Here is a 26,139-nt window from a genome sequence, read left to right as displayed (position 1 = left end):
CGGCTCACCGTGGCTCAACCTCTCCGTCGCCTCCGGCAGGGCAAGGCAAATGGTGCGCAGGCGTTCGATAGCGCCGTCCGCGTGCATGGCGGTGATTTTACAGGCCGCGCACCGGCCACGAGCGCAGCGAGCCTGACAGAGGGCTGCTGGCCCGTCTCTCCTGGTCGCTGTCCAGTAGAGGCGGCCCGGCTGGCCTCGGTCTGCCCCTACCCCGCGAGACAGAGGGGCCGGGGCGGCGTCAGCTCACGCGCTCGAAGATCGTCGCGATGCCCTGGCCGCCGCCGATGCAGAGTGAGACCAGGCCGTAGCGTCCGCCCGTGCGCTCGAGCTCGTACATCGTCTTCACCGTCAGGATCGCGCCGGTTGCGCCGATGGGGTGGCCGAGGGCGATGGCGCCGCCGTTCGGGTTCACCTTCGCCGGGTCGAGGCCCAGGGCAGCCGAGCACGCGGCAGCGACCGAAGCGAAGGCCTCGTTCAGCTCGACCACGTCGATCTGGTCGATCGTCATGCCGGCCTTCTGCAGGACCTTTTGCACCGCCGGGATGGGGCCGGAGCCCATGATCTCCGGGCGCACGCCGGCCTCGGCGCGGGCCACGAGGCGCAGCCGCGGCTTCACGCCCAGCTCCTCCGCCTTGCGACGGCTCATGACCACCACCGCCGCGGCGCCGTCGTTGATGCCGCTGGCGTTGCCGGCGGTCACCTTGCCGCCTTCCTTGAAGGCGGGCCGCAGGCGCCCCAGCGCTTCCATCGTCGTCGCCCGAGGGTGCTCGTCCGTGTCGATGACCACCTTCTCGCGCCCAACCGTGACCTCGATGGGCACGATCTCGTCCTTGAACTTGCCGGCGGCGATGGCGGCCGCGGCGCGCTCCTGGCTTCGGAGCGCGTACTCGTCCTGGACCTCGCGCGGCACCTCGAACTCGTCCGCGAGGTTCTCCGCCGTCACGCCCATGTGGTAGCGGTTGAAGGGGTCGGTGAGGAGGTGGATGATCCCGTCTTCGATCTCTCCGTGGCCCATGCGATAGCCAGAGCGGGCGTTTCGCAGGTAGTACGGCATCATCGTCATGTTCTCGGCGCCGCCGGCCACGACCACTTCCGCGTCGCCGGTCTGGATCCAGCGCGCTGCGGTGTTGATCGCCTCCAGGCCGGAGCCGCAAATGCGGTTTACGGTGTAGGCGGGGACCTCGATGGGCAGGCCCGCCTTCACGGCGGCGTGCCGCGCGATGTAGCCGTCCTCCATCACCTGGCCAACGCAGCCCAGTACCACCTGGTCTACCTGGGAGGGCTGGATGCCGGCCCGGTTGACGGCCTCGCGGATAACGGTCGCCGCAAGGTCGGAGGCCGGCGTGTTGGCGAAGCCGCCCTGGAACTTGCCGATCGCCGTGCGCACTCCGCTGACGAGAACAACGTCCTCCATCGTCTACCCCTTTCGTAAAGAACGGCAGCCTAAAGGCGGGAAGTAATCGGAATTATGGCAGCACCCGAGTCGCCAAGTCTAGGGAATCGGGTCGCCCGGCGCGGGTTGAGGGTTGCTGGGAGCGCGGCTATGAGCCGCCCGGCGCGAGGCCGGCCCTCAGCGCAGGCCGCGCGGAGGCTGGGGCGTAGGCGTCCGCAGCCCCTGGAGCCCGCGAGGGGTTGGCGAGGCAATGGCGCCCGTTTTCGTGGCGGTCGCCGTGGGTGCCGCCGTTATCGGCGTCGGGGAAGCCGTGGCTGGGGGTGGTTCGTCGACGGGGCCGCGTGGCACGGATGGCGCCTGGACAGCGGGCTCCGGCGGGTTCTCCAGCGTCCGGCGGTAGGCGAGCTCCAGAGTGCAGACGATGGTGGCCGTCGCATCGCCCTGGCGTAACACGGTCTCGAGCGTGTAGCGGAAGGCTTCACCGCTCGCGGCCGCCGCCTCCGGCACCGTAATCGTCACGCTGTCGCCCGTCGCGCGCACCGTCGGCGGCCTGGACGCCTCCGGGCCGCTGCGCAGCGACAGCTTTGCGCTCTCCACCTGAAACTCCAGGGCCGAAGTCGGCAGGAATGTGAGGCCAACGGTGGAAGCGACGTCGATGCGCAGCATTTCTGAAGGGCACTGGGCCGTCTGGACGCTGTAAGCGTTTCGCTCCTGGTAAGCGAGAAAGCGGAGCGGGTCCAGGTACTCGCTTCCCCGCCGCACCTCGAAGTGCAGTTGTCTCACGGGCGCGTTCCCGGTCGAGCCGACGAGACCGAGCCAGTCGCCCTGCTTCACCTCCTGCCCGAAGACCACGAACATCTCGGACAGGTGGCCGTAGAGCGTCGTAAAGCCGTTCCCATGGTCGACGATGACTGTGAGCCCGTACTCGCAACAGGGGTTGCCGGCCGCGAAAATCACGCGGCCGCCGGCCGCGGCGCGCACCGGCACGTCCGCGGCGCCCTCCACGGCGATGTCTATGCCCGTCGAGCCGGCGGTGCCGAAGTACCGGCGCACAGCGCCGTCCGCCGGCCAGCCGAACTGGCGCTGGCTGGCGGCAGCGACCTGAAAGGTCACGTTCCGGAGCGTGGGCACCTGGGGCGTAGGGGTCGGCAGAGTTATGCCCGTAGAAGTGGGTGGGCGCTCCTCGCCCGAAGAAAACACGAAGAGCACGAGCGCCAGGCCGCCAAGGGCAACCACGACAGCGCCCACGGCGAGCTTCATCCAGAGGTCAGCGTACCTGATCCACACGCAGTAGTATCGGCACCCGGGCCCCGGCTATTTCGGGCCCTAATCTATCAATTTCGTCCGGGCGCGCCTTTTCCCTCGCCGCCGAAGTCAGGCGACGCCTTCGAGCTAGGAGCCGGCGACCCTGCGGGTCTGGCCCTGCCAGTACGGCTCGCGTAGCTCGCGCTTCAGGACTTTGCCGGAGGCGTTTCTGGGCAGCGCCTCTACGAAGTCCACCGAGCGCGGACGCTCGAAGCCGCCGAGCTTGTCCCGGCAGAAGTCGATCAGCTCCTGCTCGCTCGCTGAGGCGCCCTTCTTCAGGACCACTATCGCCTTCACCGTCTCGCCCCACTGCGCGTCCGGCACTCCGATGACGGCGACGTCCGCGACAGCAGGGTGGCTGAAAAGGACGTCCTCCACCACGCATCAGCGACCGCAATCGACACCGGGTCGCCCCGGCAGAGGTCGCGAGCCGGCACGCCGAACTGCGTGCCGGGCACGGCTTGCGCCACGAGCGGGCGGCCATCGTCGGTCGTGAACTCGAGGACGCTGGGACCGGCCTCATTGAAGCGCACCAGGGCCTGCGGCCCGGGGCCCAGCGCGCGATGCCGCCGCTCTGGTCCGTGCGCACCTCGTAGGTGGCACTCCCGAGCCCGAGTCGCACCCGGAAGCCCTCGACCAGGGCCAGTGTGCAGCCCTGGCCGGCGCGGGCCAGCTCCAGACAGCCATCGCGCCAGGTGACCGCCTCGACTGACTTCAAGGTAATCGCCGTGGGGTCGCCCACGGGTCCAAGCCACTGCGCCAGCGCCGTGCGGGCGGCGGCGACGGCGCGACCGCTGCCGGCGGCCGGCCCTTCGGTCGGCGTCGGCCCGGGCTTGTCATCATCGCCGCACGCCGCTGCCAGGGACACGGCGGTCAGGACGACGGACAGGAGCAGCACGCGGGACCAGGGAGGTCCGGACATGAGGCGATCTTTTCGGCTGAGGGCGCGGCAGTCAACGTTGCGGCGGGCGCCGCTTCGACGCAGGGATTTACACTCGTTTTACGGCCGTTTGAGCCGCCCCGGCTGTCGAGGACGTAAGTGTTAAGAGAGGCGCTCCCGCGCGCGGGGGGCGATCGGCCGCGGGGATCTTTCGTGGAGGGCTGGTGATAGCGAGACGCCTTGCTTCCGTCCTGATCGTCGCGGCAGCCCTGGCAGCCTGCGGAGACGGGGATGCCGCACCATCTCCGGCTCAGCAGCAGACTAACGGGAGCGCTGTCCCGGCTCCGACGGGCGCGGGCGCTGCCGCATCGCCCACGCCAACGGCCGCTTCGTCGGCGGCGCTGGCTCCGGTGGCGCTGGAGCGGGTGTTCCCGGCGCTCAGCTTCACCCGGATGACGGGCATGTACGAAGTCCCCGATGGTTCTCGGCGCTTCGTGGTTACGGAACAGCGAGGCATCGTTTGGGTCTTCCAGGACCGGCCGGACGCGCAGAGCGCGAGCGTCTTCCTGGACATCAGCGAGCGCGTGAGCACGAGCGGCAACGAAGAAGGCCTGCTCGGCCTCGCCTTCGCGCCGGACTTCGCGCGCAGCGGCGCCCTCTACCTCTACTACAGCGCCAGGCCCGGAGAACGGCGCACCGTTCTTTCGCGCTTCATGGCGTCCGCGGACCGCTCGCGCGCCGATCCCGGGTCAGAGACGGTTCTGCTGGAGTTCCCTCAGCCCTTCCCGAACCATAAGGGCGGACAGATCGCATTCGGCCCGGACGGCTACCTCTACGTGGGCCTCGGGGACGGCGGTTCGGCCAATGACCCCGGCAACCGCGCGCAGAACCTGAACGTCCTGCTGGGCAAAATCCTGAGGATCGATGTCGCAGGCCCGGGCCAAGCGGCGCCGTACCGGATCCCGCCAGACAACCCGTTCGTGGGTCGGGCGGACGCGCGGCCGGAGATCTGGGCCTACGGCCTGCGCAACCCCTGGCGCTTCTCGTTCGACCCGCTCACGGGTGACCTCTGGGCCGGCGACGTTGGCCAGAATGCCACCGAGGAGATCGACATCATTCGCCGCGGCCAGAACTACGGCTGGCCTCAACTGGAAGGGTCGCGCTGCACGCCGGCGCGGGGCCCGAACTGCAATCCGGCCGGCACGGTGCTACCCGTCGCCGAGTACCCTACGGCCTCGCCGAACTGCTCCGTAACGGGAGGCTTCGTCTATCGCGGCGGGCGCATATCGTCCTTGCAGGGCGCCTACGTCTACGGCGACTACTGCAGCGGCAAGGTCTGGGCGCTTCGCTACAACGGCGAGGCCGTCACGGAGCAGATGGAGATTGCTGATTCCAACATCCGGATCAGTTCCTTCGCGGTCGACTCCGCCGGCAACATCTACGCCCTGGCGCACGGCGAGAGTGTTGGGATATTCCGTCTCACCGCCCGCTGAGTCACGGTCGCGCCCGTCACGAGGCCTGTGCTAGCCTGAGGCCGCGGGGCAGACTACGGCGAGGAGCGATGCAGCAGCCCTCACGTCCCCTCCGAACGACGTCAACGCCGCTGCGCAGGCAGCGGCGCCCGGCGCCTCGCTTTCCCGCCCTCGCGGTCTTCTTCCTTCTCGGCGCGATTTCGCTCGGGGCCTGGATCGGCCTCGGCCGTTCGGCCGGCGAAGACGTCCAGGAGTCAGCGGGGACACTGTGTCCCGATGCGGCTTGCGCCGGCGCCCAGGTGGAAGCGCGGCCCGTGGCCGTCGTCTCCGGCCCCACGCCCTGCGCCTATTGCGGCCAAGACCCGAATAGGTGGCGGTCGGTCGCCGTGGGCAACACGCCTCCGCCCGAGATCGGAGGTAAGTCGGCGGCCATCATCGAGGCCTCCTGCGGGGCACTCCTGTACGGGTTCAACGAGAACGAACGCCGGCCGCCGGCAAGCCTGACGAAGATGGCGGCGGCAATGGCAACTTTGAAGCACGCCCGGCTGAACGACATGGTGGAGGTCAAGATCAACGGCTGGGACCTCGCTTCCGACGACAACTCGACGATCATGGGGCTGGAAGCGGGGATGCGCCTGTCGGTCCAGGACCTGCTGTACGGCATGATGCTGGTCTCCGGCAACGACGCCGCGCTTGCCCTTGCCGACCACCTCGGCCGGGACCGGTTCGTCGGCTGGATGAACGACGAGGTGCGGCGGCTGGGGCTCGTGAACACACGCTTCGTCACCGCCGACGGCCGCGACGCGCCCGGCCATTACTCGACGGCCCTGGACATGGCGCTGCTGGGACGCGCCCTGCTTCAGGAGCCTTTCCTCAAGCAAGTGGTCAACACGAAGAACTACACGCCGCGGTGGAGCGGCCCCACCCTCTGGAACAATAACGAGATGATCTACGCCTACAGCGACGCGGTGGGCGTGAAGACGGGTTACACGGAGACGGCGGATTTCACCATCGTGACGGGTGTCCAGCGCAACGGCCGCCTCCTGATCGCTTCCGTGTTTGGGAGCTGGAACCTGTACTGGGACCCCGTGCGCCTTCTGAACTGGGCCTTCGAAAACACTCGCAGCGCCTGCCCGAGCTAGAACAGGCGCACGTGGCTCGGGAGCGGGGCCGCTCGCTTCGCGGCCTTCTTGGGCCTGCGGCCTACTGGGCCGTGTGCTGCGAGTGGCCCTCCGGGGCGAAGCCGCGTCGCATAGTGTTCTCCGAGATCACGCGCGGTTCCATGAACTGCAGCAGATAGTGCGGCCCACCCGCCTTGTCGCCGATGCCCGACATGCGCAGGCCGCCGAAGGGTTGGCGGCCGACGATGGCGCCGGTGATCTTGCGGTTGATGTAAAGGTTGCCGACGCGGAAGGCGCGTCTGGCCTCGTCGATGTGCCGCGGATTGCGGGAGAACACGCCGCCCGTCAGGGCGAACTCGGAGTCCAGGGCGAGCCCCAACGCCTCGGAAAAGTCGCGCGCGCGGAAGACGCTGAGCACCGGCCCGAAGATCTCGTCCCGGGCCAGCCTGTCAGCAGGGTCGACGTCCACGAAGACTGTCGGGGCCACATAGTAGCCCGGACCTTCGGGCGCGGCGCCGCGCGCCAGCAGCCGGGCCGTCGACTTGCCGGCCTGGACGTAGCCTTCGATCCGCTCGCGAGCCGAGGCGCCGATCACGGGCGGCACGAAGGTCGCGGGGTCGTGAGCGGGGCCCACCACCAGACTCTCCACGGTGGCCGCCAGGCGTGCCACGGCCTCGTCGTAGGCGCTGCCGCAGACGATCAGGCGGCTGCAGGCCGAGCACTTCTGGCCGGCATAGCCGAACGCCGAGATGACGGCGCCCTGCACCGCCTGATCGAGGTCGGCATCTTCGTCGACAATGATCGCGTTCTTGCCGCCCATCTCCGCCAGGACGCGCTTGACGCTGGCCTGGCCTTGCCGCACCTCCGCGGCAGCGCGGACAATGCCGAGTCCGACCTCCTTGCTGCCCGTGAAGGCGATGTTGTCGACTCCCGGGTGCTCGACCAGCGCCTGTCCGATCTCGCCACCGGGCCCGGGAAGGTACTGCACGACCGCGTCAGGCACACCGGCTTCGCGCAGCGCCTCGACGAGCTTGAAGGCGATGATCGGCGACTGGGCCGCCGGCTTCAGGACCGCGGCGCAGCCGGAAGCGAGAGCGCCTGCCGTCATGCCGCAGATGATCGCCAGGGGGAAGTTCCAGGGGGCGATGATCGCGGCGACGCCGCGACCTTCGAGGCGGTACTCGTTCTCCTCGCCCAGCACGTCGCCCAGAGGGAGCGGGCGTCCAAGCCGTTCTGCCTCGGCCGCGTAGTAGTTGAGGTAGTCGATGGCCTCGACGACGTCGCCGTCGGCCTCGTGCCAGGGCTTCGCGCTCTCGAAGACCATCGTCGCCGCGAGCTCGAAGCGGCGGCGCTCGAGGATGGCCGCGGCGCGGCGCAGCACCGTGGCGCGCTCGGCAGCCGGCGCATCCCGCCAGGCTGGCTGGGCGCGACGCGCCTCGGCCACGGCGGCGTCTACGTCCTCGCGCGAGGCCTGGGCGACCAGGCCCACGACACGCGCCGGGTCCGCCGGATAGCGCACCTCGGCCACCGGGCGCCTGGCGACCTCGTCGCCGCCGAGGAGCAGAGGGTAGCGGCGCCCGAAGCCGGACTCGACGTGACGCAGTGCCTCGCGCATCTGCTCGCGGCTCTCGGGCACGAAGAACGGCGTCGGGGCTGCGTTCACGAAGGCGGCCCTGGGGCTAGCGGGCGCAGGCTTCGCCGGGAGCGGTGGGGCCAGCAGCTCCTCTGGAGAGCCAGCGAGGGCCTCTCGGACGAACCAGGACTGGTTCGAGGTGTTCTCCAGTAGCCGCCGGACCAGGTAGGCCATGCCCGGTATTACCTGCCCCACGGGTACGTACACCCGTGTGCGGTAACCCTCGGCCGCGACTGCCGTCCGCAACTCCTCCGCCATGCCAAACAGCATCTGGAACTCGATGTCCTCGGGCCGCAGCCCGCGCTCCCTTGCCTTGACCGCCGCCTGGGCGATCGAGCGCGGGTTGTGGGTGCCAAAGGCCGGCCTCAGTTGCGGCCAGGCGTCCAGCAGGGCATCCGTGCACCGCTCGAAGTTCGCATCCGTGGCCGCCTTGTCCTCGAAGACCGGCGGCTCCCAGGAGTTCCGGGACGAAACGATGCGCTCCTCTTCCCAGTAGGCGCCCTTGACCAGCCTCACGCTAAAGGGTGCGCCACGCCGCTCGGCCAGGCGCCGCAGGCGCTCAAGGTCCGCGAGCGCGTCCTTGAGGTAGGCCTGGACAACGATGCCGGCGCCGGTGAACTCCGCGAACTCAGGTTCGAGCAGCATGTCGGCGAACACCCGGTGGACGGCGTCTTTGAAGCGGTACTGCTCCATGTCCACGTTTATGAAGGCGTCCGCCTCCCGCGCGCGCCGCATCAGGGGCCGCAGCCGCTCCCTCGTTTCCTTGCTGACGTGGTCAGGCGCAGCCGGTTCGAACTGCGAGTACAGCGCCGTGAGCTTCACCGAAATGTTCACCCGCGGCACGCCCTGCCAGACACCGCCGTCCGGGCCCGGCGCCTTCGCGCTCAAGGCCTCGATGAGCTCGCTGTACCGCTGCAGGTAGACGTCGGCCTCGGCCTCGGACAGGGTGGCCTCGCCCAGGAGGTCCACCGTGTAGCCGACGCCATCGGCGGCCAGCTCGCGTAGCCGCGGCACCGCCGCATCCGGCGTCTCCCCGGCGATGAACCTGTGCGCCATGGCGTAGACGCCGCGCCGCACGATCTGGGAGACAACGGGGCGGAACACCGGCGCACTGGCGAGCTCCGAGCCAACGTGCACTAGTGTCGGCGCCGGCCCGCGGAAGTACTGACGGATGTGATCGGCCACGGCGCGCCCGGACCTCAAGGCCGGCAGGACGTCCACGAAGCGCAGGAGCTTTACTCGGAAGTCCGGGTCAGAGGTCGCCCAGTTGAGGACCCGTTCCTGCCACCACTCGGGACTGAGGGTCAGCGGTTCGCGATGTCTTGCGGCCTCCAGAAGGCGGCGGCCAAGGGCCTGGATCTCGGACTCCACGGGCACAATGGTACGGGAGTCCGGGGCTGCCCGTTACAGGCCGGTCCTCGCGGCCTCCGAATTCCCCAGGGACGGCCTCTGCCTGTGGCGCTAGGTTCGGCGCGGCCAGTGATGACTAACGCCCGCTTGTCTGCTATGTTCGCTCGCGGACAGCTTGCTGGAGGTGGGTCATAAGGCTCTACCACGACCAGACGGGCGAGTACCTGGGCGATGTCACCGAGGAGGACATCGAGTTCCTCATCGACCAGCTCGAGGAGGAGTTCGAGGAAGACCGCGCCTATTACATAAACCAGGAGACCGTGAGCCTCTTGCGCGCCAACGGGGCGAGCCAGCAGTTGCTGGAGGCGCTGGAGCGCGCCATCGGCCCCACCGGGGAGGCCGACGTCACCTGGGCTGAAAGCTGACGGACGTGCCCTCAGCCCACCCGTCAGCAGCAGACCCGCATCCGCGGCGCTCGATCCCGGTCCTGGACACGACGATCTCCTTCGTGGACACCGGCTCGGGCGACCCGATCGTCCTCCTGCACGGAAACCCGACGTCGTCCTACCTCTGGCGAAACGTCATTCCGCACCTGAGCGGGATGGGGCGCTGCCTCGCCCCCGACCTCGTGGGTATGGGGCGGTCTGGGAAGTCGGGCACCGGCTCTTACCGCTTCTTCGATCACGCCCGCTACCTCGACGCTTGGTTCGAGGCGCTCGGCCTCAACCGGGCGGTCACGCTCGTGGGCCACGACTGGGGCTCAGCCCTCGCCTTCCACTGGGCGCACCGCCACGAGCGCGCTGTCAAGGGCGTCGCCTACATGGAAGCGATCGTCCGCCCTCTGACCTGGGCCGAATGGCCGGAGCAGGCGCGCCGCATCTTCCAGGGTATGCGCTCCGGGGCCGGCGAGGAGCTGGTGCTGGAGCGCAACCTGTTCGTGGAGCGCATTCTGCCAGGCAGCGTGCTCCGCGGCCTCACGGAAGAGGAGATGGCAGTCTACCGCGCGCCGTACGTCCAGCCGGGCGAGTCCCGTCGCCCCACACTGACCTGGCCCCGGGAAATCCCCATCGACGGCGAGCCGGCGGATGTGGTCGCGGCCGTACAGGCGTACGCGGACTGGCTGAGCGCCTCCCCCTTGCCGAAGTTGTTCATCAACGCTGACCCCGGCTCCATCCTCACGGGCGCCCAGCGCGAATTCTGCCGGAGCTGGCCGAACCAGACGGAGACTACGGTCCGGGGACTGCACTTCATCCAGGAGGACTCTCCGGACGAAATCGGCCAGGCGCTCGCAGCCTGGTACGCGACCCTTTAGGCCGTCGGCCCGTCCCCCACCGTCGAGTAGACCTGCCCATCTTCCGGGCAGGAGGCGCGCCTCCGTAAGGGCCAAACTGCAACGCGCCTATATGCTTCTGATATGCCAAACCGTTGACTCTATACGATAAAGACAATAGGGTGGGTCAGGTACCGGGAACGGTCGCGACGGCCGTGGGAAGATGGGGATTCGGGGGTAGTACCGGCAGCACGTTAGCCACCATAACAAGAGCAATCAAGCAAAGTGCCCCGACGGGTCGCAGCCCGCGGGGCACACAACAGGGCGCTGCGCGAACAGAGCCCTAGCCGCACCCAGATTCTAGGCACGGGACCGGCACACCGGCAAGGCGCCGAGTCTCGAAGAATGCCCGGCTCGTTCGCGCTCGCCCCAAGTCGGGCGAGGTCCTTCGGGGACGCGGAGGCCGGGCATTACTGTGCCCTGCGCCGTCCCCAGACGCGCTTCGCCCGAGCACAGGGGGTAACTCTTGGGCGACCGCGCGAACAGCTATCCGAGACGCTATTTCCTTAAATCGGCAATTGCCGGGGCCACCGGCCTCGGGGCACTGGCCCTGGCGGGCCGAGGCCCGAAACAGCGCCGGGCGGCAGCGGCGGAGTTCCAGAAGCCGGGGAACCATCACCTCGCCTGGGTATGGCAGTTCGACCATGGCACCGACGGCACGATCGAGAAGGTCAGGTCCCACCTAGCCTTCTACGGCGTCGGGATCATCCTCAAGACCCACGACGGCACGAACTGGATGGCCCGCTACGACCGCAACCCGACGGCGGTAACCGGGGGCGCGAAGGTGCGCGAACTGGCGAGCTTCTTCGAGACCGGGGGCGTGCCCTTTCACGCCTGGTGCGTGGTGAAGGGCCTGGACCCGATCCGGGAGGCCCACATGTGCGCCGAGGTGCTGGCCAACGGCGCGCGCAGCATGGTGCTGGACCTGGAGCCTTCGGACGGAGGTAGCTTCTGGCAGGGGACGCCGGAAGCCGCGCGGGCCTTCGGCGCTGAACTGAGGCGCCTGCATCCTCACGCCTGGATCTCGGTCGCTCCCGATCCGCGCCCCTGGCAGGTGGAGCAGGTCCCCATGCGGGAGTTCGCGGCCTTCTCCAACGAGATCGCGCCCCAGACCTACTGGCCGACTTTCAACTCCTCCGCCAACCACCGTCTGCTACGCGAACGCGGCTTTCACGTGGGGCCGGAGGGCGTGACGCCGGAGCTGATCCTGGACGTGGCGAAGGCCGTTTTCGGCGAGTACTGGATGCCGATACGGCCCGTTGGCTCGGGCAATGCCGATCCCGGCTCCTGGCACCGGTTCGTCGACCATGCGCGCCGGCTGGACATGTGGGCCGTGTCGGTCTGGCGGTTCGGCACGGCGAACCCCGTGGTCTTCGACGTGCTCAACGAGAAGAAGCCTTTGCCCAACGAGTTCTACGGCAACGATTGGGACTTCCTCTACAAGAGTCAGCCTCCCAGCGATAACTTCGCGAGCCCGCCGCCGCCTGCGGCGAATCTCACTCCGGCGCCGGAGCTGCCAGTCGCGGGCGCGCTGGGTGGCGCAAAGGAAGCAACTTCCCCGCGGCAGGGCATCGAAGACCTCGACCGTGCACCGGCGCGGGAGGGCAAGGCGTCGCCCCAGCCGGCTCGCCGCTTCCGCAGCTTCTGGGCGAACCCCACAGGTGCCACGCGATGATCGACGACAGGCCATCCATCGACTCTCGCGGCCACGCCTGGACGGTCTTCTTTGGTGTGGCGGCCATCTCCATCGGACTGCTGGTCGTGACGTCGCGCCTGCTGTCCGCCTTCGAGGGAACAGCGGCGGCGCCGGCGGGCGAACCGGTGACGTTCACGGTTGCCGGGGGCCTGGCCCCGCCCAGGTCCCTGACGTCTCAGCATCACCTTGACCTGCAGGACTCCGACCTCGAGCCGGCAGCGGCCACATCCTCCGGGGTCCCGGCCGCCGAGGCGTCGGAGACAGCTGCCGCCTGCGGCGGCGGATGCCCTGGGGATGGAGGCTCTTCTCCGAAAGACGCCGCTGACGTAGGCGCCGCGGCGCCGCCATCCCAGGCCCCGCGGACGGCTGCAGTCCCCACGGTTGCGCCTCCGGCAGCAGCCGTCGTGCCGCCGCCGGCAGTGAGCGCGGCTTCGTACGCCATCATCGAGCGCTCCTGCGGCGCGGCCGTCGCCGGCAAGAACGAGAACGCGCGGCTGGCGCCGGCCAGCGTCACGAAGATAGTCACGGCGATGGTGGTCGCCGAGCGCGCCGACCTCAACCGCGTGGTGGAGGTCCGTGACGTAAGCGCGAAGTGGATGATCAGGCACACGGACTCATCGGTGATGGGGATCGAGCCTGGCATGCGCTTCAGCGTGCGCGACCTCATGTACGGCCTCCTGCTCCCGAGTGGCAATGACGCTGCCCTCGCCCTGGCAGACGCGGTCTCTGGAGGCGTGCCGGGATTCGTAGCCGCCATGAACCAGAAGGCCAGTGAGCTGGGCATGGTGAACACGCACTTCAGCAACCCGCACGGCCTGGACCAGCCCGGTCACTTCTCCACAGCGCTGGACATGGCCCGCGCCGGCCGCGCGTTTCTGAACAACGGCGTGCTGGCGGCGATGAGCGTCCAGCCTCAGTACGAAACCCCAGGCGATGTCCGGATCCTGATGAAAAACGGCAACCGGCTTCTCCAGACGTACCCGGGCGCCTTCGGCGTCAAGATCGGCTACACCACTAACGCCAGGCAGACGATCGTGGCGGCCGCGGCCCGTGACGGCAGGGAACTCGTGCTTGCCGTCTTCAGCAGTGAGGACCGCTACGCAGACTCCGCTGCCCTCTTCGACTGGGCCTTCGCCAACACGGCGAACGCCTGCCGCTAGCCTCGCGACGGTTGGCGCGAATGGGATTGAAATAGAGCCCCCATCACGGGCAGGGCGCTCGCGTTACCTCCTGCGGCCTAGACTCTTGAAGGTGTTTCGGCGCCACCCTTTTCGTCAGAGCCGACTTCGAGGTGACCCTTTGGCAGCGAGCCGAGCCCGCAGTGCGCTCGATCCTGGCGGCAAGCCGGCCCTGAAGGCGTTCGCGGCGGCTGCAGGCAGGTTCGCGGCCGGCCTGGCCGCCGTGCTGGTTGTGGGCCTGATCGTCGTGGTGGCCTTGGCCATCGCGCTGTACCGCAGCTATGCGGCCGACTTTGTGCCGCCGGAAGAGGCGGCGGTCAACAGGCCGTCGGCCGGCGCGCGGGTCTACGACCGCAACGGCGTCCTCCTCTACCAGTACGTCGATGACCGCGAAGGTCTGCGCAATCCGGTCAGGTTGTCCGACGTAAGCGCGGCTTTCCTGGCCGCGACGATCGCCACGGAGGACTTTAACTTCTTCAGCAACCCGGGCGTCAACCACAAGGGGCTCGTCCGTGCCGCGCTGGAAAACCTGAACCCCTTCCAGGACGACAAGGACCTGCTTGAGGGCGCGGGCGGCAGCTCCATCACCCAGCAGCTGGTAAAGAACGTCTACATATCTCCCGAGGACAGGACAAAGCGATCCATCGACCGAAAGATGCGAGAGGTCGTGTATGCCCTGGAGCTTACGAAGCGATATCCGAAGAAGCAGATCCTGGAATGGTACGTCAACCAGATCAACTACGGCGGCGTCTACTCCGGGGTCGAAGCGGCCAGCCAGGGGTACTTCGGCAAGCCGGCCAAGGACTTGACGCTCGCCGAGGCGGCCCTGCTCGCCGGCATCCCGCAGTCGCCGGCTTCCTACGACCCACGCACCTCGCTACAGGCCGCCATCGAGCGGCGCAACGACGTGCTGGCGCTGCTCGCCAGCCATCCGCGCATCGCCATCGGGCAGGACGTCTATTTCGTACCGGACCAGGCTGAGATCCAGGCGGCGATGCAGGAGCCCGTCGAGGTGCTTCCTCCCAGGTTCCCGATCGAGGCGCCGCATTTTGTCCTGACCTACGTCGGCCCGCAGTTGGAGGCAATGTATGGACGCAGCGCCGTCCTGCACGACGGCCTCATCGTGACGACGTCCCTGGACCTCGAACTGCAGAGGCGCTCGCAGGAGATCCTCGAGCGCTGGATACAGGCCTTCGAGGCAAGCTCTAACACCCACAACGGCGCGATGATGATCATGACCCCGGACAACGGTGAGGTCCTCGTCATGATCGGTTCCCGCGACTATTACCGCGAGGACATCGACGGACAGGTAAACAACCTTCTCGCCCGGAACTCGCCGGGGTCGTCCTTCAAGCCTTTCGTGTATCTGACCACCTTTCTGGAATTGGGGTGGAGCCCTGGCACGATCATCCAGGACTCGCCCATCACCTACCGGGAAGTGAACGGCGACGTCTTTCAGCCCCAAAACCCAACCGTAAACAGCTATCGGGGCAACATCTCCATCCGCGACGCCCTCGGCAATTCCCTGAACGTCCCCGCCTTCAAGGCTGCCCAGATCGTCGGCGTGGACAAGGTAGTGCAGCAGGCGAAGAAGTTGGGCTTCACGACCCTGGTGGGCCAGTACGGCCCTTCGATCGCCATCGGCGGAGTCGACCTCACCCCGGCGGAACTGACTTACGGGTACACGGTCCTGGCGAACGGAGGCGTGATGGTTGGCCAGGACGCGGTCGCGCCCGGCAGGCCGGACCTGAGCCAGCTCCAGCCTGTCTCGATCCTGCGCGTCACCGACGCTCGCGGCGAAGTGCGGTTCGACATCGAACGCGAGCGCCGGAAGCGGCGGATCTTGCCCGAAGAGCACGCCTTTCTCGTGACGAATATCCTCACGGACCCGCGAGCAACCTGCGTGACCTTCGGTTGTGGCGGCATCCAGGTGCCCGGCTACCAGGTGGCCGTGAAGACCGGCACCAGCCAACCCTACGACCCGCGGGGCCCGAACCGCGGCAAGATAGGCGAAACATGGGCCTTCGGCTACACGCGCGACTTCGTGGTCGGCGTTTGGGCGGGCAATTCCGACAACAGTCCTCTCGTCAACATATTGAGCACCTCGATCTCCTTCCGCGCCATGCGTGACGCGATGCTGGCCGCATACGCCGGCCGCCCTCAGACGCCGTGGGAGCAGCCGGCGGGCGTGGCGAGATCGCGCACGTGCATGCATGCCCCGGCCTTGCCGTCCACGGTGTTCGCGCCGGCGCCGGGCGCGCCCGCCCTGAGGACGGGCGCCAGCCGCCCGGGCCAGTGCGCCGACGACTGGGTTGTGCGTGGCGGTAACGATGGCGCCGCGAGACAAGAGCCGCCGCCCCTCGAGGTCCCACCGGGCATGCGGGCGGTCGACAGGCGCACCGGCATGCCGGCCGAGCCTACGACGCCGACGGAGTTCGTCGAGCTGCGCCCGGTGGAGACGCCCGAAGCCCCGCAGCCGGCTCCTCAGCAGCCGGAGCCGACGCGCGCGGCGCCAGCGGGCGGCTCCGCGGCCATCGCGTCACCCGGCGGAGGCAGCGTCTCCGGCGCCGTCGTGGTTCGCGGTACCGCGTCCAGCCCCGACATGCTCTACTATCGCCTCGAATACTCCGGGCCGAGCGGAGTCTGGTCGTCGATCGGCCAGTGGAGTACGCCTGTCGTCAGTGACGCCCTGGCGACCTGGTCCACTGCCGGCCTTCCTCCGGGCCAGTACACCCTTCGCCTCACGGTCCAGGACGCCGTGCGGGGCCCGATCGTCGCGACCGTAACGGTCAACGTATCGCGCTGACAGCGCCGGCGTCCTCGGGATCGACCGGCGTCAGGAGCCCGCCGCGAAGACCTCGCGCTGGACGATGTCGTACACGACGTCGACATCGAAGGGCTTCGGGACGAAGCCGTCACCGGCGTGGAAGGCCGGCTCGTCGAACGCGGACATCAGATAGACAGGGGTCCTGCTGAGCCGGGAGTCCGAGCGGACGTGCTCCACGAACTGGACGCCGTCTATGCCTGGGAGGCGCACCGCTACGAACATCAGGCGCGGCTCGAAGCGGTCAAGCCGCGCCAGCGCGTCCTCAGCGGTAGGCGAGACGAGCGTCTCGCAGCCCAGGCTGTTCAGCAGGACGGTGAGCATCCGGCCGATTGCCGGTTCATCATCGATGACGAGGACGGCCGGTCTCTCCGGTCGCACCCGTGCAGCCTACGAGAAGGCCGTCCCCAAGGAGCGCCTCTGGTAGGCGCGCAACTGTTACAAATCCATGCCAGATGGATGGCTTCGCGACGCTCCGCCAACGAGGCGTCAGGAATTCTATGCGGCGGTTGCGATTGCCGCGGAATGCGTCCTACACATTCCTGAGTCTGATCTTGATACTTCATAGAGGATCGCGCTGCTATACGTTGATCAGGTGGTCTCCGGCGCTCTGATCACCCGACCCAGTCCCCCGGCACCTTTCTTCCCGGAGTCCGGAGACCCCATTTAGCTCAACGAGGACGGGCGACCGGCCCGTCCTCTCTCTTTCCGAGCGGCCCTATCGCCGCCGGTACAACCTGCAGGTGGCGTCAGGGCCGAAAGCCGGTGTGAGTCCGGTCCATCCGCGGCCCTGGTTTCTGCCGGTTGGGTCTTAAGTGCGCCCCTCGCTGACCCGATGATTGTTCAAGAGTGCGAAGCCTGGCCACGCATTCCCTGGCAGGCTGATGGAGGGGACCATGAGGGAGATGGACATCCTCGAACAGGCGGAGCAGGTGGCCGCGTCCTACCTGTCGCTCGTCGAATTACTGGCGGAATCGAAGACATTCCAGGCCAATAACCAGAGCCGCCTGGTCTGCCGTTGTCCGGGCTGCCTCGCCTCGCGCGCGCGCACCCTGATGTGGACGCGAGCAATGCGCGAGGCGCCGGCGCCCGCCAGCGACCTGCCTAGCCAGGAATACGCGGCGACGGTTGAACACGCCTCGCAGGGAATCGCCAGCGATTAGCCAGCGCTTCGAGCCTCGAGACCGGCGCCACCTAGCGGCCCAAGGCGCCCTCGGGCGTGCGAGAGCATGGCCGCAGGGTCGCGCTGCCGAGAGGCTATGCTTTGGGGCGTGAAGCGAATCCTCATAACCGGCATGTCCGGGACCGGTAAGTCCACCGTCGTCAAAGAGCTTGCGGCGCGGGGCTTCAAGGCCGTCGACATCGACCATCCGGACTGGTCCGAGTATCGCGAGGTCACCCTTACTCCGGGCGGGCCGCCGGTCCGCGAATGGCTGTGGCGCGAAGGCCGAGTGCGTGACCTTCTCGCGGCCGAGGACGCGGACGTCCTGTTCATCAGCGGCTGCGCTGCCAACCAGGGACAGTTCTACAGCGGCCTCGACCACGTCGTCCTGTTGAGCGCGCCCGTAGACGTGATGTTGCGGAGGCTGGCCACCCGCAACACGAACTCCTTCGGCAAAAGCGCGGAGGAGCGAGAGAAGATACTGCGCGACCGCGAGGAGATCGAGCCGCTCCTGCGCCGGCGGGCCACCCTCGAGATCGACACGAGTGCGCCCCTCGAAGAGGTGGTGGCTAGGTTGGTGGCGCTTGCGAGCGAGCCTCAGGGCAGTCCGGCGCGCGTCACGTCGCCAGCCCGTGGCGGTACGCGTAGGAGACGGCGTCCGCCCGGTTAGCCGCGCCGACCTTGGCGTAGATGTTGCTGACGTGGCGAAGGACCGTGTTCAGGCTGATCACCAGCTCGTCCGCAATCTGCTGATTGCTGCGCCCGGCAGCGAGCAGCTTCAAGACCTCTACCTCGCGCTCGGAGAGCCTGTCCGGATAGGAGGCGGGTCTTTGCGAGGCCGGGTGCACGGCGTAAAGCCGCCGCGGCTCGGCGATACCCCGCAGCGTCTGCATCCCAAGGTCTTCGAATACGGCCCCGGATGAAGTCATCGCAAGCTCCCGCACGGTGCTGGAGGCGAGGATCGACCCGGGAGGGCAGGCGTCGCGAATGCGCGCGGCGATGTTCACGGCCCCTCCCGAGATCACGGCGCCCTCCCGGATCACGTCCCCCGCGTGCAGCCCAATGTGCAGGCTCACGCCCTGGCTCTCGGCCTTCCGGCGTATCTCCAGGGCCGCCGCCAGCGCCTGGCTCGCCGAGGCGAAGGTCGCAAGAAGCCCGTCGCCGAGGAGCACGCCGGGCACAACCTCCCCGCTGTGCTCGAGGATCGCGTTGCGAAGGGCTTCGTGCAGACGCCGGACGACCTCATGTGCGGCCTCATCGCCGAGCTTCTCGGTGAGCTGCACGGATTCGACTACATCCGTGAAAAGGATGACGGCAGCGGCGCGCCGTCTGCCGGCCGCCGGCGAGGCAACGAGGAATCCGGCCGCCGAGCCCGGGTCGGTAACGCCGACCTTGGCCTGCGCCACCTCCAGCGTCGACTGGACCGTCGAGGGACTCATCGCCAGGCTGCCTGCTATCGCTTCCGCGGGGCGGCCAGCGGCGTACTGCTCGAGCACCGCTTCTTCGTGATAAGTGAGGCCGCCGGGCGACCGCTCAGGGGCTTTCGCCATGCCCAGGCTCGATGCCAGCGAGTGGGCGATGGCGGTAAGCGTCCGGGAACGAAGTCCGGCGACCAGCGCCGCCGCCGCCTCCGCCTGTTCTCGCGCCTCCCGGGCCGCGCCAGCCTGCGCCAACGCACGGGCCAAGTCCAGACGCGTCCGCGCGAGCTCCAACTTCGCGCCGGTCGCGGATGCAATCTCGATGGCGCGGCCAAAGTGGTCGCGCGCCTCGCGCTGCAGCCCGGCGGCGGAGGCGAGAAGGCCGAGAATGCGCGGCACCAGGAAGGGGAGGCCGGGCTCAAAGCGCACGCCTCCCTCATCGCAGGCCGCTTTCAAGGCAGCGTACGTGCGCGGGTCCTCCGGAAGCCTGCCCGCCAGGTGCAGCGCGTCCACGGCGGCGCAGAGGTTGGGAAGGTCGTCCATGTCGCCCCGCCAGCGCAGAGCGAGGCGGGAATCGGCCGGGGGTAAGCGGCCTTCGACAACGGCCTCATGCGCATCGATGTAAGCGCGAAGGGAGCGAGCGCCACCGGCCCCTTCGAAAAGAGAGTCGAGAGCTTCACGGGCCAGCGCTGCCGCGCCAGAAGCAACGCGGGCGCCGACGAGGGCGGAGGCGAGCGCCGGAAGGGCCCACCGGTAGCCGGAGCGCCTGACCAGGTGCAGGCCCTCGGCGCAAAGGCGCTCCGCCGCGTCAAAGTCCCCGCGCAGCGTCTCGACGCCGGCTAGGGTGGCGGCGGCCAGCGCCGCGCCGCCGTAGGTGCCGCACTCCAGGCCGCTCTCAAACCCCTCTCGCGCCAGAGCTTCCGCCTCGTCCAGACGTCCCTGGGCGAGCAGCGCATTGGGCGCACGCTGGAGCGGCGCCGTACGCTGCCAGGCATCCGGTCCGAGCCGGGCCAGTCGGAGCGATTCCCGGTAGTACGCGACCGAGGCATCGACGTCCATCGCCTGGAGGGCAATGCGGCCGAGGGTCAGATTGGCGTACATGCCGGACTTCGCGTCGCCCGCCTGAGCGGCTGCCCCTGCGGCGCGCAGCGCCCGCTCTCTCCCCGCCTCGGCGTTTCCAGTGAAGAAGTAGGCATCCGCCAGCTGAGCACAGACGGGAGCGACGAGTGGGTCGCTGTCTTCGAGGGTGGCAAGGAGCTGCTCGAGAGGCCGTATGTCCGGTGACACGCCCGGGCCTCCGGGTTGGAGCTCGGCGTTCACCTTTTCGATCAGTGCTTTCGCCAGCGCCGCCCTGTTGCCCAGCTGCTCGTAAGCGGCGGCCGCGGCCTGGTACATCGCCCGCGCCGAGGCGAGGTCGCCCTCGCTGTGAAGCACGTAACCGTAGGCGTACTGCACGTCCGCGCGGCCCGCAGGGTCGAGGCCCTGGGCCGCGGGGCTCTCCAGCAGGGCGCGATAGAAGCGCGCCGCGTCCGCCCAGGCAAGTGCCGACCGGGCGGCGTCCCCGGCAGCCCTGGCGAAGCGGGCGAGCGAGTCGGCGGGGGCAAGCGGCCCGGCCTCCACCAGATGGTGCGCGACCTCCGTCACAAGGGCCGGGTCCGCGGTCGCACCGCTCTCCTGCAGGCGCCGCGCGGCGAGGAGGTGGAGTTCGCGCCTCCGCGAGGGAGCCTGGCGCCTGTAGAGGGCGGCGCGGAGCAGAGGGTGCTCGAACTCGAAGGCCTCGCCGTGGAGAAAGCCAAGCCCGGCGTCCTCCGCCTCCGCTAGCAACGAGGCGACCTCTCCTTCCTCGCGCCCGCTGACGGCGGCGAGGAGCGCCAGCGATATCCGCTGGCCCAGCACCGCCGCGGTCATGACGAGGTCCCGGCATGCCGGCCCGACTCCTTGAAGGCGCGCCAGGGCCGGCGCCGTGAGCTCGCGCGGCAACGGCACCCCCTGATCGGCCGGGACGCCGTTGCGGGCGACGGCGGTAGCCAGCTCGACAGCCATGAAGGCGTTGCCTTCGCTCGTCCGGAAGAGCCAGTCGACGAGCTGCGGCGATGGGTCCGCCACTCCCAGGCCGCGGGCAATAGCGTCCACCTCGAAGCGTCCCAACCGCCGGAGGTCCAGCCGCGTGCAGATGTCCTCCCGGCGAAGGCGGGCGACAGCACGAGCGAACGCCCCTTCGGGCTCCGGGCGCCGGTGCGCCGCAAGCACGGCGACCGCCACCTTGGCCCTGGCGGCACCGGCGCCGAACCAGAACACGAGGTGCTCCAGGAGGTCGAGCGAGGCCGCGTCCGCCCACTGCAGGTCGTCAAGGGCGAGAAGGAGCGGACGCCCCCGGCCCAGGCGCTGCAGGCCAGACGAGAGGGCCTGGAAAAGGGCCCCGCGGGCCACGCGCGCCTCGTCTTCGCCGGAGGCAGCACGCCAGCGCGAGACAACCTGATCGTCCCAGTCCGGCAGGTCTTCGAGCAGCGGGGCAAGGGACGCGATGAAGGGCTCGAGCGGGGGCGCCGGGTCCTCGAGGAAGCGGATCTGTACGACCTCGGCGTCCCTGGCGGCGGCGATCTGGCTGGCCTCTCGGAGCAGGCGTGACTTGCCGATCCCGGCCTCACCCTGCAGCAGCGCGACTTGGGGCTCCCCGGCAAGGGCGCGGCTGATGATCCGGGTCAGGACTTCGAGCTCACGAAGCCTACCGACGAAGGGTGGGTTCTTCGTCGCGACCACCGGGCCAGGACGGGGCGAGCTCATGTTCGTGGGCGGCGTCGTGGCGCCGCCCGCTCATGCTAAGCCGTCGGGCGCAAGTCGTCCATCAACTGGCGCTCAGGCTGCGGCGAGGTGGGTCAGCCCGCATGTGCGCCCTGATGCCCAACTGCGCCATCAGGTAGGCGCAATTCCAGGTCGTGCGCAGCCGCGCTATGCGCTGGTCTTCAGCGAAGACGATGACCCCATTCACGAGAAGCCGCACCGGGCGGCGGGTCGGGCCGGCATTGGCCAGGAAGCCATGATTGGTGCCCGTGACCACAGCCTCGAAGGCGACTTCGCCCTCGCGCTCGCTCTCGTACGTCGACGTTATTTCCAGGGCCAGGTCCGGGAAGGCCACTTTGACGTCTTCGAGGAGGCTCGCGAAGGCAGCCCGGTCGCCGGCGCCGTCGATGAACACGTCCGAGTCCCAGCGCGCCTCCGGGGAAAGGAGTTGGTCCAGTTGGCCGCGCAGGCCATCGCGATCGAGCGAGCCAATGTCGCGGGCAATCGCCATCACCTGTTCTCTGAGCTTCCGATAATCGCCAGCCATGTTTGTTCACCTCGCTGGATACGGCAGGAGCCCGGGCGGCATCAGAGCGGCGCGCCGATGCCTCCACGGCTGAGGTCCAGGTTGTTCACGACGACCCCGTTGAGCATGCGGGCCACGCTGCCGCTGCTGTTGTCGACGTTCTGGCCCACGAAGAGGATGCCTTCCCTGCGTTGCATGAGCGCTCCCATGCCCGGATGACCAGACTCGTCCGGCCAGTCCTCGACCTCGAGGAACTGCTGCACCTCCGGGTCCGGGCTACTGAAGCCCGGCGTAAGAAGGACCAGCGTGACCTGCCTGACATTCCAGGAGATGTAGGCCTCGAATTTTGGCAGGCCGCAGACCCAGTAGGCGTCGACCGGCAGCCGGGTGTCCCGCACGGGGCGCTGGCTCCTGGGGTCCGGGTTCTTGGGCTCATGGGCGATACCGAGCGCCAGGGCCAGGGTCCGCATGAGCGCATCGCGCAGCACCGGCTCCGGCGTGCCCTTCCACGCGTGCCACCAGCCGGTGGTCGGCTTCCTAGCGGGGTCGTTCTCGCCCAGCCAGTCCTGGCGGAAGTGGCGTTTCAGCAATCGCACCTCGGCTGGGCTGCGATTCAACCGCGGATCATCGAAGGTACCGGCATCCGCCAGGTGCACGCCGCGGCGCAGGTTTTCGAGCGTCCGGTACGCGTCGCCTATGTCCTCGTAACGAAGGCCGAGAAGGGCGGCGATGCTGCCCTTCGCAAGGTGCTTGGGCATATGTTCCGGTGGCACGTTGGTTTCCTCTTTCGGCTGCGGCCCACCCGGCGTTCCAGAACGCGCATAGTATCACAGAAGCGAGCGGGGCCCGCGCGAATGGCTCGGGCCCCGACACGCTTGTCGTCGCGGCGGCTGGCCGGGAGGCGCCGGCCACCCACCGAGGGCGCTAGCGCAAGTCGACGACGGTAAACTCGAGGCCCTCCTGGAGGCGGACCTCCTGCACGTCGCGGAGCGCGGTCCATGCCTGCGCGTCACCGGGCGGGACCACGAGCACCTGGAAGCTATCGAGCATCAGGGTCTCCGCCCCCGCCTCCTGGATGTTCCGCGCCGCCTGCTGGGCGGCAGTGAAGCTCTCCTTGTCCTGGACCGAGCCCACGATCACTACCGTAAGCGACTCGGGCGCGCTTCCTTGCCCCACGCTGCGCTGCAGCGTGGCCGGGCGGCTCAGGGCCGCGCCCCCGCCGCCGTCCAGGGCGACCGCGGCGATGCCGGCGGACGCGCCCATCAGGGCGACGATCGCCGCCGCTGCCGCCAGGCCGCTTACATGGAACCGCCGTGCTGCTGGATGACCGATAGAGATTGCCATTGTCTTCCCCCTTCTTGCGATCGGACCGCCTACCGATGGGCGACTACCTGCCGTTGCCATGTCTCTCACCTCCTGCCTCCTGTCGTAGACGGAGTGTCGCTCCGGCCCGGGCCGGCGCCATCCTTGCAAGCAGTGATTTCTCGCCCGCCGGCGCGAATCCGGGGCGGGAGGCAGAGCACCAGCGCTAGCAGGAAACTGTCATGGCCGCCGTGCAGAGGCCAACTCCGGCGAAACACACAGCCGCGCCGGGCTGCGATGGCGCTGGCGGGCGGCCCGGACTAGACTGCGCGAGTGACGCGAAGGCAGAGGATAGAGAACCGGTTGGAGCGCGCGGTCCTGGGCGGGATGATCGAAGCCCTGGCCTTCGTGCTGGAGAAGGCGCTGGACCGGATGGCCTCTGGCGAAAGGCACCGCCGCTCCGAATGGGGACAGCGCCTTTTCAGGCGCCTCATGTCATCGGCTCACGAGGCCTCGAGTCTGAGCCACCACTTCGCGCGACACCACCACGAGCAGCCCTAGGCGGGAGGACGGCGCCGGCGAACCCGGGATCTCGATGCCGTCAGGTCGGCGCGCCCGGTCCGAAGGTCAGGCTCGCAGCCGGGGGTGCTGGCGCCGGCGAGGGCACGCCCCGCGGCCGGATTCCTGGCGGCTGCCGCCTACTTCTTCGGCCGGCGGCGCAACTCCAGCAGAAGCATGCCCGTCATCGCGCTGCCCGCGGCGCCCAGAGTCGCTGGCAGCCACTTCGGCACCCGCTGGGAGTTCGCGGACATCGCGGTACCGAGGATGGAGGCGCTGATCGCGAGCGCCAGGGAGAGCTGGCGCGCGGACCGGCCAATGGTCTCCTCCAAGTTCTCCGTGCCGCGAAAGTTCACCTGCAGGTTCCCGCCGGGCCGGGCGCCCGTCAGACCCTCGATCGCCTCGATGAACCGCATGATGCGAACCCAGGCCTTCTGACCCTCGTACATCACGCGCCGAGGGTCTACCGCGGCCGAGAGCCGGCCGAGCGTGTGGCGCATCACGAAGGAGCCGGCGACCGCGAAGGGGTCGAGCGTAGGGTCGAGGTCCGCCGCGATGAGCTGCATCTGGGCGAAGGCTTTACCGCTGAGCATCAGCGACGCCGGCACGGGGACGCGGTGCCGGAGGCCGATCTCGGTTATCTCCTGCAGGATCGGGCCCAACTGCAGCTCTCGCAGGGAAAGGCGCCGATACTTCTCCACCATGCGGCCGACTTCCTCGCGGAAGGAGCCAACGTCGACATCCTGGCCCGGCTTGGCGCTGCCAGCGAGCATGAGCACGACCTCGGCGAGAAAGGACGCGTCTTCCTGCGCGAAGGCGAGCAGGAGGAGGAGCATCAACTCCCGGATCGAGGCCTCCACCTCGCCGACCATGCCGAGGTCCAGGAAGTAGATCTTGCCGTCCCACCACTTGAGGTTGCCCGGGTGGGGGTCGGCGTGGAAGAAGCCTTCGGTGAGGATCTGGCTGTAGAAGGACTCGAGGAGCTGGCGCGCGGCTTCACGCCGCTCAGGCCTCTCTGGCGCCGAGGTCACGGGGCCGCCCTGGACTTCCTGCATCACGAGCAGCCTCGGAGTCGAGTAGGCCTCATAGACCAGCGGCACTTCGAGCCGTGAGTACGGGGCGAGCACGTCGCGCATGCGACGGATGTTCGCAGCCTCCTGCCGGAAGTCCAGTTCGCGGCGCAGGGACTGAGACAGGTGGTCGATGATCGCTGGAAGGTCGAAGACCCGCCGAAAGGCAGGCCTGTCCCCGGCCCGCTGCACGAACATCTCCAGCAGGCCAAGGTCGTCCATGATGTCCTGCTCGGCGGTCGGCCGCTGGACCTTCACGACCACCCGTTCGCCGCTCTCCAGGGTCGCCCGGTGCACCTGGGCGATGGTGCCTGCCGCCAGGGGCACGGGGTCGATGCTCGCAAAGACGTCCTCCCAGGGCACGCGCAGCTCCTTCTCCATCGCTGCGACTACCTCGGCCTGGGTGAGAGGGGTGACTTGTTCCTGAAGGGTCTGCAACTCCTCGAGGAAGGACGGCGGTATGAGGTCGGGCCGGGTCGAGAGGATCTGGCCGAGCTTGGCGAATGTCGGGCCGGACGCGTCCAGCGCGTCGCGGAACCGGCGCGCCCGCTCGCGGATCGCCCGCTCGTCGGTAGAGGGACGGGTCAGCAGCTCCCGCATGCCGGCGCGCGCCATGATGCGCCCCAGGCGCCAGGCGCGCCTCAGAAGGCGGCGCTCCGGAGTCACGCCCACGGCGGCGGTGGAAACTTCAGGCTCGGCGGCAGCCGTGTTGACGATGATCACGGTGCAGCGCGCGTTGTGCGAGACGCGGTTGGGGACGTTCCCGAGCAGGAACTCTTTGCGCCCGCTCATGCCCACGTTGCCGACAACGACGACATCGGCGTCTTCTTCTTCGATCGCGCGCAGGATGCCCGTCGAGGGGTCATCGTCGACGATGACGCGCGCACGGCCGCGGACGCCACCCAGCTCACGCGCGAAGCGGGTCAGCGATGACAGGGCGTCATCCAGGCGGTCCGGGGACACGATAGCCCCGGCGCCGTTCGGCGAAGGCGGCGGGACGATGACCTGCACGACTACGATGTCGGCGCCCTGGCTGCGGGCCAGGTTCGCGGCCCAGCGCGCCGCGGCGTCCGCCGAAGGCGAGCGGTCCGTGGCCACGACGATGCGCCGGACGGCGCCGGAGACTTCGGTTGTCATAAA

Annotated in this window: 20 protein-coding genes; 9 read left to right on the top strand and 11 right to left on the bottom strand. The window is 68.7% G+C overall.

Annotated elements, in window-relative coordinates:
- From VNN10_09745 to VNN10_09730, 4 genes are all read right to left on the bottom strand, one after another.
- On the bottom strand, positions 1-87 hold an 87-nt coding region (locus VNN10_09745), incomplete at its 3' end, for an MmcQ/YjbR family DNA-binding protein (GenBank protein HXH22303.1).
- A gap of 151 nt (positions 88-238) precedes the next feature.
- Positions 239-1,414, bottom strand: a complete 1,176-nt coding sequence (locus VNN10_09740; protein ID HXH22302.1) for a thiolase family protein — start codon at positions 1,412-1,414, stop codon at positions 239-241.
- A gap of 156 nt (positions 1,415-1,570) precedes the next feature.
- Positions 1,571-2,680, bottom strand: a complete 1,110-nt coding sequence (locus tag VNN10_09735; protein ID HXH22301.1) for a M23 family metallopeptidase — start codon at positions 2,678-2,680, stop codon at positions 1,571-1,573.
- Positions 2,681-2,785: 105 nt separating this feature from the next.
- A complete protein-coding gene (locus VNN10_09730) occupies positions 2,786-3,076 on the bottom strand; it encodes a hypothetical protein (protein HXH22300.1) in 291 nt (96 codons plus the stop codon).
- 726 nt (positions 3,077-3,802) lie between these two features.
- Between VNN10_09730 and VNN10_09725 the strand changes: the two genes are divergently transcribed.
- A complete protein-coding gene (locus tag VNN10_09725; GenBank protein ID HXH22299.1) occupies positions 3,803-5,071 on the top strand; it encodes a PQQ-dependent sugar dehydrogenase in 1,269 nt (422 codons plus the stop codon).
- Positions 5,072-5,139: 68 nt separating this feature from the next.
- Positions 5,140-6,192: a D-alanyl-D-alanine carboxypeptidase family protein gene (locus tag VNN10_09720; GenBank protein ID HXH22298.1), complete on the top strand. Its 1,053-nt coding sequence runs from the start codon at positions 5,140-5,142 to the stop codon at positions 6,190-6,192.
- A gap of 61 nt (positions 6,193-6,253) precedes the next feature.
- On the opposite strand, the gene VNN10_09715 is transcribed toward VNN10_09720, so the two are convergent.
- On the bottom strand, positions 6,254-9,175 hold the full coding sequence (locus tag VNN10_09715; protein HXH22297.1) for a proline dehydrogenase family protein: 2,922 nt from the start codon (positions 9,173-9,175) through the stop codon (positions 6,254-6,256).
- 409 nt (positions 9,176-9,584) lie between these two features.
- On the opposite strand from VNN10_09715, the gene VNN10_09710 reads away from it, so the two are divergent.
- From VNN10_09710 to VNN10_09695, 4 genes are all read left to right on the top strand, one after another.
- Positions 9,585-10,466: a haloalkane dehalogenase gene (locus tag VNN10_09710; protein HXH22296.1), complete on the top strand. Its 882-nt coding sequence runs from the start codon at positions 9,585-9,587 to the stop codon at positions 10,464-10,466.
- 484 nt (positions 10,467-10,950) lie between these two features.
- Positions 10,951-12,159, top strand: a complete 1,209-nt coding sequence (locus VNN10_09705; protein ID HXH22295.1) for a hypothetical protein — start codon at positions 10,951-10,953, stop codon at positions 12,157-12,159.
- On the top strand, positions 12,156-13,340 hold the full coding sequence (locus VNN10_09700) for a serine hydrolase (protein HXH22294.1): 1,185 nt from the start codon (positions 12,156-12,158) through the stop codon (positions 13,338-13,340). The genes VNN10_09705 and VNN10_09700 overlap by 4 nt, the downstream gene beginning before the upstream one ends.
- A 139-nt stretch (positions 13,341-13,479) precedes the next feature.
- Positions 13,480-16,164: a transglycosylase domain-containing protein gene (locus VNN10_09695; GenBank protein HXH22293.1), complete on the top strand. Its 2,685-nt coding sequence runs from the start codon at positions 13,480-13,482 to the stop codon at positions 16,162-16,164.
- A 30-nt stretch (positions 16,165-16,194) separates the two neighbouring features.
- Here VNN10_09695 and VNN10_09690 read toward each other — a convergent pair whose 3' ends face one another.
- A complete protein-coding gene (locus tag VNN10_09690; GenBank protein HXH22292.1) occupies positions 16,195-16,563 on the bottom strand; it encodes a response regulator in 369 nt (122 codons plus the stop codon).
- A gap of 524 nt (positions 16,564-17,087) precedes the next feature.
- Here VNN10_09690 and VNN10_09685 point away from each other — a divergent pair.
- Both VNN10_09685 and VNN10_09680 read left to right on the top strand, forming a co-directional pair.
- A complete protein-coding gene (locus tag VNN10_09685) occupies positions 17,088-17,345 on the top strand; it encodes a hypothetical protein (GenBank protein HXH22291.1) in 258 nt (85 codons plus the stop codon).
- Between the two features lie 108 nt (positions 17,346-17,453).
- Positions 17,454-18,014: an AAA family ATPase gene (locus VNN10_09680; protein HXH22290.1), complete on the top strand. Its 561-nt coding sequence runs from the start codon at positions 17,454-17,456 to the stop codon at positions 18,012-18,014.
- On the opposite strand, the gene VNN10_09675 is transcribed toward VNN10_09680, so the two are convergent.
- The 4 genes from VNN10_09675 to VNN10_09660 form a co-directional block, all read right to left on the bottom strand.
- The gene (locus VNN10_09675) at positions 17,962-21,522 is read right to left on the bottom strand and encodes an AAA family ATPase (GenBank protein HXH22289.1); all 3,561 of its coding nucleotides are present in this window, start codon (positions 21,520-21,522) and stop codon (positions 17,962-17,964) included. The two genes, VNN10_09680 and VNN10_09675, sit on opposite strands and share 53 nt — an antisense overlap.
- Positions 21,523-21,607: 85 nt before the next feature.
- Positions 21,608-22,090 (bottom strand): ester cyclase, encoded by a 483-nt coding sequence (locus VNN10_09670; GenBank protein ID HXH22288.1) that lies wholly within the window; start codon positions 22,088-22,090, stop codon positions 21,608-21,610.
- A gap of 41 nt (positions 22,091-22,131) precedes the next feature.
- Entirely contained in the window at positions 22,132-22,842 is a 711-nt protein-coding gene (locus tag VNN10_09665; GenBank protein HXH22287.1) for a hypothetical protein, read from the bottom strand.
- Positions 22,843-22,993: 151 nt separating this feature from the next.
- Positions 22,994-23,413, bottom strand: a complete 420-nt coding sequence (locus VNN10_09660) for a hypothetical protein (protein HXH22286.1) — start codon at positions 23,411-23,413, stop codon at positions 22,994-22,996.
- 291 nt (positions 23,414-23,704) lie between these two features.
- On the opposite strand from VNN10_09660, the gene VNN10_09655 reads away from it, so the two are divergent.
- On the top strand, positions 23,705-23,932 hold the full coding sequence (locus tag VNN10_09655) for a hypothetical protein (GenBank protein ID HXH22285.1): 228 nt from the start codon (positions 23,705-23,707) through the stop codon (positions 23,930-23,932).
- Between the two features lie 137 nt (positions 23,933-24,069).
- On the opposite strand, the gene VNN10_09650 is transcribed toward VNN10_09655, so the two are convergent.
- Positions 24,070-26,139 (bottom strand): AarF/UbiB family protein (locus VNN10_09650; protein ID HXH22284.1); only part of this gene is annotated, 2,070 nt, incomplete at its 5' end.

This window comes from Dehalococcoidia bacterium (assembly GCA_035574915.1).
GTDB lineage: Bacteria > Chloroflexota > Dehalococcoidia > DSTF01 > WHTK01 > DATLYJ01.
Note: the sequence above shows the minus strand (reverse complement) of the source record. Positions and strands in the feature narration are given on the sequence as shown.